This window comes from Variovorax boronicumulans (assembly GCF_030812215.1).
Classification (GTDB): domain Bacteria; phylum Pseudomonadota; class Gammaproteobacteria; order Burkholderiales; family Burkholderiaceae_C; genus Variovorax; species Variovorax boronicumulans_C.
Window position 1 is genome coordinate 1 of record NZ_JAUSSG010000022.1, and the last position, 11,863, is coordinate 11,863.

The 11,863-nt window shown below is 67.9% G+C and carries 12 protein-coding genes and 2 pseudogenes; 9 read left to right on the top strand and 5 right to left on the bottom strand.

The features are described from left to right. The 9 genes and pseudogenes from J2W23_RS31200 to J2W23_RS31235 all read left to right on the top strand — a co-directional run. A pseudogene (locus J2W23_RS31200) lies at positions 1 to 226 on the top strand (TRAP transporter substrate-binding protein); the annotation flags it as partial. 169 nt (positions 227 to 395) lie between these two features. Further along, entirely contained in the window at positions 396 to 1,457 is a 1,062-nt protein-coding gene (locus J2W23_RS31205; RefSeq protein WP_307651482.1) for a ThuA domain-containing protein, read from the top strand. 33 nt (positions 1,458 to 1,490) lie between these two features. Beyond that, positions 1,491 to 3,716, top strand: a complete 2,226-nt coding sequence (locus tag J2W23_RS31210; protein WP_307651483.1) for an outer membrane protein assembly factor BamB family protein — start codon at positions 1,491 to 1,493, stop codon at positions 3,714 to 3,716. A 38-nt stretch (positions 3,717 to 3,754) separates the two neighbouring features. Beyond that, positions 3,755 to 3,829 (top strand): pyrroloquinoline quinone precursor peptide PqqA, encoded by a 75-nt coding sequence (gene pqqA, locus J2W23_RS31420; RefSeq protein WP_013539171.1) that lies wholly within the window; start codon positions 3,755 to 3,757, stop codon positions 3,827 to 3,829. A 52-nt stretch (positions 3,830 to 3,881) separates the two neighbouring features. Further along, on the top strand, positions 3,882 to 4,802 hold the full coding sequence (gene pqqB, locus J2W23_RS31215) for a pyrroloquinoline quinone biosynthesis protein PqqB (RefSeq protein WP_307651484.1): 921 nt from the start codon (positions 3,882 to 3,884) through the stop codon (positions 4,800 to 4,802). Positions 4,803 to 4,806: 4 nt separating this feature from the next. Then, positions 4,807 to 5,547, top strand: a complete 741-nt coding sequence (gene pqqC / locus J2W23_RS31220; protein WP_307651485.1) for a pyrroloquinoline-quinone synthase PqqC — start codon at positions 4,807 to 4,809, stop codon at positions 5,545 to 5,547. Continuing rightward, positions 5,544 to 5,816 (top strand): pyrroloquinoline quinone biosynthesis peptide chaperone PqqD, encoded by a 273-nt coding sequence (pqqD, locus tag J2W23_RS31225; RefSeq protein WP_013539174.1) that lies wholly within the window; start codon positions 5,544 to 5,546, stop codon positions 5,814 to 5,816. The genes pqqC and pqqD overlap by 4 nt, the downstream gene beginning before the upstream one ends. Continuing rightward, positions 5,794 to 6,960, top strand: coding sequence for a pyrroloquinoline quinone biosynthesis protein PqqE (gene pqqE / locus J2W23_RS31230; RefSeq protein ID WP_307651486.1), 1,167 nt, complete (start codon positions 5,794 to 5,796; stop codon positions 6,958 to 6,960). The genes pqqD and pqqE overlap by 23 nt, the downstream gene beginning before the upstream one ends. A gap of 12 nt (positions 6,961 to 6,972) precedes the next feature. Further along, the gene (locus tag J2W23_RS31235) at positions 6,973 to 7,902 is read left to right on the top strand and encodes an alpha/beta fold hydrolase (RefSeq protein ID WP_307651487.1); all 930 of its coding nucleotides are present in this window, start codon (positions 6,973 to 6,975) and stop codon (positions 7,900 to 7,902) included. On the opposite strand, the gene J2W23_RS31240 is transcribed toward J2W23_RS31235, so the two are convergent. The 5 genes and pseudogenes from J2W23_RS31240 to J2W23_RS31260 all read right to left on the bottom strand — a co-directional run. Then, positions 7,883 to 9,310: an ELWxxDGT repeat protein gene (locus tag J2W23_RS31240; RefSeq protein WP_307651488.1), complete on the bottom strand. Its 1,428-nt coding sequence runs from the start codon at positions 9,308 to 9,310 to the stop codon at positions 7,883 to 7,885. The genes J2W23_RS31235 and J2W23_RS31240 overlap by 20 nt on opposite strands. A 1-nt stretch (position 9,311) precedes the next feature. Further along, positions 9,312 to 10,592: a TRAP transporter large permease gene (locus J2W23_RS31245; protein WP_176659941.1), complete on the bottom strand. Its 1,281-nt coding sequence runs from the start codon at positions 10,590 to 10,592 to the stop codon at positions 9,312 to 9,314. Then, positions 10,589 to 11,164: a TRAP transporter small permease gene (locus J2W23_RS31250; RefSeq protein ID WP_307651489.1), complete on the bottom strand. Its 576-nt coding sequence runs from the start codon at positions 11,162 to 11,164 to the stop codon at positions 10,589 to 10,591. Before J2W23_RS31250 ends, J2W23_RS31245 begins: the two co-directional genes overlap by 4 nt. Next, on the bottom strand, positions 11,161 to 11,616 hold the full coding sequence (locus J2W23_RS31255) for a type II 3-dehydroquinate dehydratase (protein WP_176659943.1): 456 nt from the start codon (positions 11,614 to 11,616) through the stop codon (positions 11,161 to 11,163). The genes J2W23_RS31250 and J2W23_RS31255 overlap by 4 nt, the downstream gene beginning before the upstream one ends. A 24-nt stretch (positions 11,617 to 11,640) precedes the next feature. Next, positions 11,641 to 11,863 (bottom strand): annotated as a pseudogene (locus J2W23_RS31260) (TRAP transporter substrate-binding protein); the annotation flags it as partial.

Genomic DNA, 11,863 nt, shown 5'->3' on the forward strand with positions numbered 1-11,863 from the left:
AGCCAACGAGGCGCGTGGTTATCAACGCCAGGTCAGTCGCGCCGCGGCGCAGAAGGCCGTGGGCGACCTGCAGGCCAAGGGCGCCCAGTTCAACGAACTCACCCCCGCCGAGCAGGCCCGCATGCGCACCATCGCAAAGCCCGTCATCGACAAGTTCGCCGCCCAGTACGACCCCGCCATCGTCAAGCTCTACAACGACGAACTCGATCGCATCCGCAAGGAATGACCACCCGGCACTTCGCGCTCGCCGCGAACGACGCCTCGGGCTGAACGACGCTCCGTTCCGCCGGCAACCCTCATCACCTGCTGCTCCTGCCGGCCGCCGCCGAGCAGCAAATCCGTCGCGGGGAAAGCATCCCCGTGCGGCCCGCTTTCGACCAAAACAGGAGACTCCCTTGAAATCTTCCAGATCATTTCTCTTCGGACTTGCATCGACCGCGGCGCTCGCGCTGGCGGTCGCCGCCTGCGGTGGCGGCAGCGGCGGCGGCTCGTCGTTCGCGGGCTTTCCGATCCAGCCGGTGGCGCCGGCCGCGCCCGATCAGCCAACGGCGCCGACCGACGAAGTGCCGGTGCCGCCGACCGACCCCGTGGCCGAGGCGGACGACAGCTTCGACACCTACTACAACGTGTGCCGCGGCACCAATCCCAAGTGCTACAACGACTGGGGCGCATTCGCCAGCACGCCCGATCGCGTGCTGGTCTACTCGCGCACCGCGGGCCCGCGCCATGCCGTGCTCGGCACACCGATGGGCTCGGGCCTGAACCCGACGATGAACCCCGACAACGTCATGCAGGCCGGCCTCGTGCGCATGCTGTCGGCCGAAGGCATCACGGTCGACTGGACCGAAGACGTCGCGGTGCTCGGCAGCCGCATCAACAACTACAAGGCGATCATCTTCGCGAGCTCGAACCGCGACACCTTGTGGAACGGCGCGGTCACCACCAGCCAGGACGCGGCGCGCACCGCACTGCGCAACTACATGCGCCGCGGCGGCGGCTTCGTCGGCCTGCACAACGCGTTCGGTGCCGAATACAACTGGCCGTACTACGAAGGCCTGCTGGGCAACGCGAACTTCTACAACCACGGCCCGAACCGCGCGGGCGACGTCGAGATCGTCTCGGACGACCCCTCCACGAAGGACGTGCCCAAGCGCTTCTCCTTCCAGGACGAGTGGTACAACCTCGCGCCTTTCCCGACCAAGGTGAAGTTCCTCGCCAAGGTCGACACCTCCACGCTGAAGCCGCTGACTTCCGCGCCGCACCCCGGCCACGCGGACTTCCACCCCGTCGCCTGGTGCCAGTACTACGACGGCGGCCGCGCATGGCTCACCACCCTCGGCCACAACGCGCACTCGTTCACCGCCGACCTCTCGGGCGTCGGCGCCATCGAGTTCCAGAAGCTGGTCGTGCAGGGCGTCAAGTCGGCGATGGGCCTCACGCCCTTCTGCACCGAGTAACGGCATTTCAACCTTCACCGCGTAGAGGCATCCATGAAACCAAAGTCATTGGTCACGCTGCTCATTTCCTGCGGCGTGCTCGCATCGCCGTTGCTGATCACCGCGTGCGGCGGCTCATCGGGCGGAGGCACGCCCGTGTTCCCGGTGGTGCCGGCACCGCCCGCGCCGCCGCCCCCCGGACCTGGCGCACCACCGCCGCCACCGCCCGCACCCGCCACGCCCTCGGCGAACCTGTCGGACTGCTGCACTGCGGGCGACAAGGACTTCCCCAAGGTCGGCGGCAACCTGGGCAACCAGAACTACTCCAGCCTCGCGAAGATCGACAAGGCCCAGGTTGCCAGGCTCGGCGGCGCGTGGGTCAACCAGATCGAAGGTGGCATGACCACCGGCAACAACCAGAGCACGACGGTGGTGGTCGATGGCGTCATCTACATCGAGTCCGCTGTCGGCAACGTGATCGCGGTCGATGGCAAGACCGGCCTCACGAAATGGAAGTGGACCACGCCCTACGGCTCGATCACGCGCCGCGGCGTGGCGGTCGCGAAGGACCTGGGCCTGGTCTTCACCGTGGCCACCGGCAACCGCCTCGTGGCGCTGCGCACCGACACCGGCGCCATCGCCTGGATCAAGCAGTACCCGAGCAGCACTACCGACCCCGATTACCAGGGCGCGCTGCAGAAGGTGGCGCTGGTCTATCACGACAAGCGCCTCTTCCTCGGCACCAACGACGGCAACCGCGGCGCCGCGTTCTCGGCCGATGCGCTCACCGGCAAGGTGCTGACTTCGTTCTGGGGCGTGCCGCGCGCCGGCGAGATCGGCTACGACACCTGGGGCGGCGCGGCCGAATCGGACCGCGCGGGCGCCACGCCGTGGATCCATCCCGCGGTGGATCCGGAACTCGGCCTCATCTACTGGACCTTCGGCAACGTGCGCGGCGGCTCGTCGCAGAACGGCTCCACGCGGCCGGGCCAGAACCTGTTCGCCAACTCGCTCGTCGCGCTCGACCTGAAGACCGGCGAATACAAGTGGCACTTCCAGTCGGTGCACCACGACATCTGGGACATGGACAACGTGATGTCGCCCGTGCTCGCCGACGTGAAGATCGACGGCAAGGATCGCAAGGTCGTCATCTACGGCAGCAAGACCGGCATGTACTACATCCTCGATCGCAAGGACGGCAGCGCGCCGCTGGGCATCGACGAGGTGCCGGTCAAGCAGGACGCCCGCCAGGCGAGCTGGCCCACGCAGCCGCTGCCGCGGCAGGGCGCATGGACCGAGACCTGCATCGTCGACCAGCCGCTGGGCACCGCCATTCCCGGCGACCCGAACCGCGCCGTGCCCAACTACGTGAAGGGGTGCCTGTACGACGCGCACTGGGACGTGCCGATCCTCTCCATCCCCGGACACGGCGGCGGCGCAAACTGGAACCACCAGGCCTTCAGCCAGCGCACCGGCCTCGTCTACACGGGCATGGGTTATGTGTCGGCCGCGCACTCGCTCACCGAGTCGAGCAACGGCCTGCGTCCACCGGGCACGTACATGACCGGTGCCGTGTTGGCGGTCGATCCGAGCACCAACCTCGTGAAGTGGAAGAAGCAGATGCCGTACTCGCTCGCGCACGGCAACGGCATCCTGGCCACCGCGTCGAACCTGCTCTTCATCGGCCAGCCCGACGGCAACCTGCTCGCGATGGATGCCAACGACGGCAGCGAGCTGTGGCGCTTCCAGACCGGTGCGGCCATCAGCGCGAGCCCGATCGCCTACGAGATCGACGGCGAGCAGTACGTCGCGGTGTACTCGGGCGGCACGGGCATTCCGTACGGCGATTCGGCACCGCGCGGCGACCGCTTGTGGGCCTTCAAGGTCGGCGGCACGGTGATGCCTCCCGCAACGCCGACACCGCCCGTCGTACGCCGGCCGGTGTCCGGATCGGCGGTGGAGGGCGCGGCACTGCCGACGCCCAACACCGTGTTCCTCGCGCGTGTGCAAACGCCGGCGAACGAGCCCGGCGCCACGGAGTCGACGGCGGTGAATGCGATGACGCCGACCTTCATGCGCGTGCCGGCGAACACCACCGTGACCTTCACGAATCCGGCGGCGAATGCCAACACGCACTGCGCAACGCAGTTCTTCGAAGGACGGTTCAACTTCCGCCTGGCACCGGGCCAATCGGCGACCCACACCTTCGATGCGCCCGGAGAGTACTTCTACAACGACTGTCATAGCCCGCGTCCTACGGGCAAGATCGTCGTATATTGATACCGTCCCTCAACCCCAACCACTGAAGGAGCAATGCGATGAAATGGTGCAAGCCTGAGTTCGAAGAAATGCGTTTCGGCTTCGAGATCACGATGTACATCTCCGCTCGCTGAGAGCGGACCACAACGGCACCGGCTTCCACCGGTGCCGTTTTTTCTTGCGCGTATGAAGATATTGGTTCTAGGTTCGGGGGCGGGCGGTGGCTTCCCGCAATGGAATTGCAACTGCCGCCTGTGCGCGGGCCAGCGAACCGGCCAGGTGCGGGCAAGCCCTCGCACCCAAAGCTCCATCGCGGTGTCCGCCAACGGCGACGACTGGGTGCTGCTCAATGCATCGCCCGACATCGGCGCGCAGCTGCGTGCGTCGAAGGCGCTGCAGCCGCGTCACGGCGTACGCCACTCGCCCATCAAGGCGGTGGTGCTGATGGACTCGCAGATCGATCATGTCGCAGGCCTTCTCAGCCTGCGCGAAGGACAGCGGCTGCAGCTCTACTGCACGCCCGCGTCGTACGAAGACCTCACCGGCAGCCTGCCACTCCTGAACGCGCTCGACAAATACTGCGGCGTGACCTGGCACCCGATGCCGCTCGAGGCCGGCGGCGGCGCGTGGCACGACATTGCTGGCCTGCGCCTGCAAGCGGTGCCCGTTCCCGGCAAGGCGCCGCCGTATTCGCCGCGCCGCCAGACCGAGGCGCGCAGCGACAACGCCGCGGTGCTCATCGAAGACCCGTCCACCGGCAAGCGCGTGCTCTATGCGCCGGGCCTCGCAGAGGTCGGCGATGCCGAGCGCAAGAGCCTCGACGCCTGCGACTGCGTGCTGGTCGACGGCACCTTCTGGACCGAAGACGAAATGCTCACCGCGGGCCTCGGCACCAAACGCGCGGCCGACATGGGCCACCTGCCGCAATGCGACGGGCCGCACGGCCCGGGCATGCTGAAAGCACTCGATGCCTGCGCTGCAAAACGCAAGGTGCTCATCCACATCAACAACAGCAATCCCATCCTCGACGAAGACGGCGCGGAGCGCGCGCAGCTCGTGCGCCGCGGCATCGAGGTCGCCTTCGACGGCATGGAACTGGAGATCTGAACAAGTGACGCAACAGCAGCACCAGGACGCGTGGTCCCCGCAGGTCTTCGAATCGAACCTGCGCGCGATGGAGTCGCGCTACCACAGCCACCACCCGTTCAACCGCCGGCTCAACGCGGGCGAGCTGCAACCGTTCCAGGTGCGCGGCTGGGTGGCCAACCGCTTCTATTACCAGTGCCGCATTCCGGTGAAGGACGCGGCCATCCTCTCGAACTGCGACGACCGCGCGACGCGCCGGCGCTGGGTGGTGCGCATGCTCGACCACGACGGGCATGACGGCCACGAAGGCGCCAACGCGGGCGGCATCGAGATCTGGACGCGCCTGGGCATCGCCACCGGCCTGCAGCGCGAGACGCTCGAATCGCACGCGCTGGTGCTGCCCGGGGTGCGCTTCGCGGTCGATGCGTACGTCAACTTTGCGCGCACCGCGCCATGGCAGGAGGCGGTGATCTCCTCGCTCACCGAGATGTTCGCGCCGCGCATTCACAAAGACCGCCTCGCGGGCTGGCCCACGCACTATCCGTGGATCGACACCTCGGGCCTCGACTACTTTCGCAGCCGCATTCCCCTGGCCGACCGCGACGTGGAACACGGCCTCGAAGTCGCGATGCAGTGGTGCACCACGCGCGAACGGCAGGAGCGTGCATTGCAGATACTGGGCTTCAAGCTCGACATCCTCTGGGCCATGCTCGATGCCATCGAGCGCGCCTACCCCGACGATCTTGCGAAAGAGCAGCAGCCATGACCACGCAATGGACCGACAGCGCACAACCGTCGATCGGCACGATGTACCGGCTGCAATGGGAAGACGCGCAACAGTGCCATGTGCTGCTGTTCCCCGAGGGCATGATCAAGCTCAACGGACCGGCGGCGGAAATCCTGAAGCGCTGCGACGGAAAAACTTCAGTGGCCGCGCTCGTCGCCGACCTGGAGACCACCTTCGGCGAAGCCGACCTGCGGGCCGACGTGATCGAGTTCCTGGAGCAGGCCCATGGACGCCACTGGATCCGCTGAGCTTCGCGGCGTCGCAGCGAAGCCGCCGCTCTGGCTGCTCGCCGAGCTGACCTACCGCTGCCCGCTGCATTGCGCGTTCTGCTCCAACCCGGTCGACTACACGCAATACAGCAATGAACTCGGTACGGACGAATGGATTCGTGTTTTCCGCGAAGCACGTGCGATGGGCGCGGTGCAGCTGGGCTTCTCCGGCGGCGAGCCACTGGTGCGGGACGACCTCACGGAACTCGTCGCGGCGGCGCACGACCTGGGCTTCTATACCAACCTCATCACCTCGGGCGTGGGCCTCACGCCGCAGCGCGCCGAGGCGCTGAAGAAGGCGGGGCTCGACCACATCCAGCTGTCGTTCCAGGATTCGAGCCGCGAGCTCAACGATTTCCTCAGCTCGACAAAGACCTTCGATCTCAAGCAGCGCGTGGCCCGCACGATCAAGGACCTCGGCTACCCGATGGTGCTGAACTGCGTGATGCACCGCTACAACCTGCCGCACGTGGGCCGCATCATCGAGATGGCCGAGTCGATGGAGGCCGACTTCCTGGAGCTCGCCAACGTGCAGTACTACGGTTGGGCGTGGCGCAACCGCGAGATGCTGATGCCCACGCGCGCGGCGCTGGCCACCGCCGAAGCCGTGGTCGACGAGCACCGGCCGCGCCTGGATGGCCGCATGAAGATCCTCTGGGTCGTGCCCGATTACGCCGAAGGAAAACCCAAGCCCTGCATGGCCGGCTGGGCCAGCGTGTTCCTCGTGGTTGCGCCCGATGGCGTGGCCCTGCCATGCCACAGCGCGCGCATGCTGCCGGGGCTCGACTTTCCGAGCGTGCGCGAGCACTCCATTCGCGAGATCTGGCAGGAGAGCCCGGCGTTCGGCGCCTACCGCGGCACCGGCTGGATGAGCAGCACCTGCCAGACCTGCGAAGACAAGGAGAAGGACCACGGCGGCTGCCGCTGCCAGGCGTTCCTGCTCACCGGTGATGCGGCTGCCACGGACCCGGTGTGTCCGAAGAGTCCGCGGCATGCGGAGGTCGAGGCGATGGTCGCTGCGGCCTCGGACCCGCGCGATGCCGGCACACCGATTCGCTTCGTGCCGGGCGCGCGGCGTGCGGGTGAACTCGTCTTCCGCACGGACGCCAATGCGCGCGGCTGAGCCGGCTCGCGCATGACGATCGTCCATCGCCTGTCGTTGAGCGGCGGGCATGTCATGCATGTCGAGGAGCATGGCCATCCGGAAGGGCTGCCCGCGCTGGTGCTTCACGGCGGGCCCGGCTCGGGCAGCTCGCCGCTTCTGCGCAGCGGTTTCGACCCCACGCGCTACCGCATCATCTGCCCCGACCAGCGCGGCGCGGGCCGGAGCACGCCCACGGGGTCGATCGCGCACAACACGCTCGCCGACCTGCTCGATGACCTGCGGCGCCTGCGCGAGCATCTGCGTGTCGATCGGTGGCTGGTGGTCGGCGGATCGTGGGGCGCGACGCTGGCGCTCCTGCATGCGCTGGACCAGCCTTCCGCCATCGCGGGGCTCCTGCTGCGCAACACGTTTCTGGCCCGCACTTCGGACATCCACGATTTCTTCGCCGAGGCCGCGCGGCGCGGCGGCCCTGAATGGCGCGTGCTGTGGACTGAAGCCCGGCGGCGGCAATGCCCGGTCGCGACGGTGCTCGCGGACATCTTCGCGCACGGAAACTCGGAGGCGCAACGGCGTGCGGCACTGTGCTGGTTCGCGTGGGAGCAGCACCTGTCGGGCGGCACCGCCGCACCGCCCGAGGACGCTGTGCTGCAGCGGCTGGTGCCGCGCTACCGCGTGCTGAGCCATTACCTGCGCCACGGATGCTGGCTCGGTGCGCCCACGTTGCTGCAGCGATGCGCCGCGCTGCCCGCGGTCCCCACGCGCATCGTGCATGGAACGCGCGATGCCATGTGTCCTCCGCAAGGCGCACAAGCACTCGCGCGGGTCTTGCACGGTCGGGCCGTCTTGCAGTGGGCGCAAGGCGCGGGGCACGACCCCACGCATCCCGCCCTCGCTGCCGCGATGACGCAGGCACTGCGCAACTACGCGAACACGCAGACCTTCAGCGCAAGCGCTCCTTGAGCGGGTCGCCAATCAGCATCACGCGGCCGTCCTTGCGGCGCGTCCACAGCCGCTCGTTGCCATGGCCGTCGTCGGCGGCAAAGAGCACCGCATCGCCCAGCGCGCGAAAGCCCAGCGGCAGCGCGTTGCGCGCACCGGCCGCCACATCGGCGACTGCGCGCGTGCCGGCCGTGGTGCCGTCGCTGGTCCATGGCTCGACACCCGTCGCGCCGCCGCCGTTCGCGGAGAACCACAGCGTCGAGCCGATCACCGCGAAGCGCGCGGGCGATCCGCTTTCGGCGCCCGGTGCGATGTCCTTCACCCGCACCGTGCCCTTGGCGGTGCCGTCGCTGCGCCACAGCTCCGCGCCGGAGGCCCCGTCGGTCGCCGCGAAGTAGACGCTGCCGCCCATCGTTGCGAACGGGCTCGAGATCGAACCGCCGGAGCCCGGACGGATGTCCTTCACCAGCGTCGTGCCGGCTTCGGTGCCGTCGCTCTTCCAGAGCTCGGTGCCGTGCGCGCCGTCGTCGGCCGCGAAGTACAGCGTGCGGCCGATCGCGACCAGGTGCGAAGGCCGCGAGGGCGACGTGCCCTGCCGGATGTCCTTCACCATGCGCGTGCCGCTTTCGGTGCCGTCGCTCTTCCACAGCTCGATGCCGTGCTCACCATCGTGCGCAGTGAAGTAGATCTCGTCGCCGATGGCGGTCAGTGCCTGGATGCCCGCATCTTCGGCGCCCGGGCGAACGTCTTTCACGAGCCGGGTGCTCTCGGGCGTGCCTTCGGTCACCCAGAGTTCGTGGCCGTGCTCGCGCGTGGTCGCGGTGAAGAAGAGACGCTTGCCCGCCGCGGTGAGTTGCCGTGCGACCGCGCGCGGCCCGGCGTCGATCGCCGACACGCGCGTTGTGGTCTCCGCCGTGCCCGATGTCTTCCACACCTGGAACCCCGTCTTGCCGTCGTCCGCCACGAAGTACAGCGCGTCGCGGAAAACGGTGAGCTCGCTCGGCATCGCGCCTTCCTCGCCGGGCCGCAAGTCGATCACGCGCGTGGTGCCCGCGGCCGTGCCGTCGGTGCGCCAGAGTTCGAGGCCGCTCGCGCCGTCGGTGGCGGTGGTGTAGACGTGGCCCTTGAACGGCGTCTGCCCCGCCGGGAAAGAGCCGCGGAAGCCCGGACGGATGTCTTTCAGCATGCGCGTTCCGGCGCTGCTGCCGTCCGTGATCCATAGCTCCTGGCCCGAGGCGATGTGGAAGGCGCTGAAGAGCATCTTCCCCTTGAGCGGCACGAGGCCGGTGGGAGAGACGAAGGCGAGCGCCTGGCGCTGCTCGGGCAGCACCTCGCGCTCGGGGTCCTGCGCGATGGCGGGCAACTGCACCAGCAGCGCGAGGGCGGCCAGCCACGCGGGCCGCATGGCGGGGAAGGAGGCGAAGGGCATCTCAGCCTCCGAACCACCGCGCCGGCGCGATCACCAGCTGCGGAAACGCCACCATCACGAACAGGATCGCGAACTCCGCGATCATGAAAGGCACCACGCCGCGCGTGACGTCGTCCATCGATATCTTCCCGACGCCCGCCACCACGTTCAGCACCGTGCCCACCGGCGGCGTGACCAGCCCGATCGAGTTGTTGATGATGAAAAGCACGCCGAAGTACACCGGATCGATGCCCGCTGCCTTCACCACCGGCATGAGCACCGGCGTGAGGATCAGGATGGTGGGCGTCATGTCCATCGCGGTGCCCACGATCATCACGATCACCATGATCGCGATCATCAGCAGGATCTGGTTGCCCATGAAAGGCTCCAGCAGGCCGACGATCTTGGAGGGCAGGTCGGCCACTGTGATGAGCCAAGCGCTCACCATCGCCGCGGCGATCAGGAACATCACGATGGCGCTGGTCTTGGCCGCGCTCACGAAGATCGCATGGAGGTCGCGCCAGGTGATCTCGCGGTAGATGACGGTCGAGACGAAGAGCGCATACACCGCGGCCACCACCGCGGCCTCGGTCGGTGTGAACACGCCCATGCGCAGGCCCACCAGGATGATCACCGGCAGCATCAGCGCCCAGATCGCCTTGCGGAACGTGGCGAAGATCTCGGCCGAGGACTTGCGCGGCGGCGGCACGATCTTCTCGCGCCGCACGAGCCACGCCCACGTGAGCCACAGCGCCGCGCCGATCATGAGGCCCGGCACGATGGCCGCGAGGAACAGCTTCGATATCGATACGTTGGCCGCCACGCCGAAGATCACCAGCCCGATGCTCGGCGGGATCACCGGCCCGATCACGCCCGTGGCCGCGATGAGGCCGGCCGCGCGCGGCTTGTCGTGGCCGGCCTTCACCATCATCGGCAGCAGCAGTGCGGTGAGCGCGGCGGCGTCGGCCACCGCCGAACCCGAGAGCGCCGAGAGCAGGCAGCCGGCCATGATGGTCACGTAGCCCAGGCCGCCCTTCACATGGCCGACCACCGCGAGCGCGAAGTCGACGATGCGCTTGGACAGGCCGCCCACGTTCATGATCTCGCCGGCCAGCATGAAGAAGGGCACCGCCAGCAGCGGAAAGCTGTCGGCGCCGCCGATCACGTTCTGCGCGAGGATCTGCGCATCGAACAGGTCCAGGTGCCACATCAGCGCCACGCCGCTTGCGAGCAGCGCGAAGGCGATGGGAATGCCCATCGCCATGGCCAGCAGGAGGGAGCCGACAAAGACGAGGATGGTCATTTGCGCGCTCCCTGAACACTGCCCTGGTCAGCGCCCTGGCTGCCGAGGATCTGCTGCAGCTGCACCGCCTCTTCGGACTCCTGCACCATCACGAGATCGCTCTCGGCGATGCGGCCGGTGAGAAGGCGCAGGAGATCGAGCACGAGGATGAAGCCGGCCAGCACCGAGAACACCACGCCCGAGGCATACACGATGGCCATCGACGCGCCGGTGACCGGCGCCGTCACGTCCCAGTTGATGCGCGCCTGCGCGACGCTGCCCTGGAACAACAGCCACACGATGTAGAGCATCACGACGTGGCCGACGGCCAGGCAGATCTTCTTGCCGAGGGGCGGCAGCTTCTGCACCACCATGTCCACGCCCAGGTGGCCGTGCTCCTTCAGCGCGACCACCGCGCCGAGGAAGGTCATCCAGATGAAGAGCCAGCGCGAGACTTCTTCCGACACCGTGATGCCCGAGTTGAAGCCGTAGCGCAGCACCACGTTGCCGAACACGAGCACCACCATGACCGCGAGCGCGGCCGCGATCAGCGCCTCGATGCCGGTGCAGCACCGGTCGATCCAGCGGTTCATGGCGCGGCCGCAGCCAGAGCTTGCCTTTGCATCTCGACCAGTGCGCGCAGCGCCGCCAGGTACGACAGCGGCCCGAGCCCCTGCACCGTGCCCTTGACCGCCGGCGAGATGATCGAGTGCGCACGCCACGCCTCGCGCGCGGCGATGTTGGACATGTGCACCTCGATGGTCGGGAACGGCATCGCCTTGATCGCGTCGTGCAACGGGACGCCGTGCTGCGTGAGGCCCGCGGGGTTGACCAGCGCGCCCTGCGCATCGTCGATGTGCGTGTGCAGGAAGTCGATCAGGTCGCCTTCGTGATTCGACTGGATCGTCTCCAGCGTCACGCCGAGTTCGCCCGCGAGCGACTGCAGTCGGGCATTGATTTCGGCGAGCGTGGTCTTGCCGTAGATGTGGGGTTCGCGGCGGCCGAACAGGTTGAGGTTGGGGCCGTGGAGGACGAGGATCTTCATGGGGAGCTTCGGTGAGGGCTTGGCTTACTTGCGGATGCGATCGAGTTCGTCGTTGTAGAGCTTGACGATGGCGGGGTCGTACTGGGCGGCGAACTTGTCGATGACGGGCTTGGCGATGGTGCGCATGCGGGCCTGCTCGGCGGGGGTGAGTTCGTTGAACTGAGCGCCCTTGGCCTGCAGGTCGCCCACGGCCTTCTGCGCCGCGGCGCGGCTGACCTGGCGCTGGTAGCCGCGCGCCTCGTTGGCC

What these genes read in the sequence shown, in the direction of transcription:
- J2W23_RS31245 (WP_176659941.1), bottom strand. Translation starts at nt 10,592, where the DNA reads ATGACCATCCTCGTCTTTGTCGGCTCCCTCCTGCTGGCCATGGCGATG.
- J2W23_RS31235 (WP_307651487.1), top strand. Translation starts at nt 6,973, where the DNA reads ATGACGATCGTCCATCGCCTGTCGTTGAGCGGCGGGCATGTCATGCAT.
- J2W23_RS31210 (WP_307651483.1), top strand. Translation starts at nt 1,491, where the DNA reads ATGAAACCAAAGTCATTGGTCACGCTGCTCATTTCCTGCGGCGTGCTC.
- pqqE (WP_307651486.1), top strand. Translation starts at nt 5,794, where the DNA reads ATGGACGCCACTGGATCCGCTGAGCTTCGCGGCGTCGCAGCGAAGCCG.
- J2W23_RS31250 (WP_307651489.1), bottom strand. Translation starts at nt 11,164, where the DNA reads ATGAACCGCTGGATCGACCGGTGCTGCACCGGCATCGAGGCGCTGATC.
- pqqB (WP_307651484.1), top strand. Translation starts at nt 3,882, where the DNA reads ATGAAGATATTGGTTCTAGGTTCGGGGGCGGGCGGTGGCTTCCCGCAA.
- pqqD (WP_013539174.1), top strand. Translation starts at nt 5,544, where the DNA reads ATGACCACGCAATGGACCGACAGCGCACAACCGTCGATCGGCACGATG.
- J2W23_RS31255 (WP_176659943.1), bottom strand. Translation starts at nt 11,616, where the DNA reads ATGAAGATCCTCGTCCTCCACGGCCCCAACCTCAACCTGTTCGGCCGC.
- J2W23_RS31240 (WP_307651488.1), bottom strand. Translation starts at nt 9,310, where the DNA reads ATGCCCTTCGCCTCCTTCCCCGCCATGCGGCCCGCGTGGCTGGCCGCC.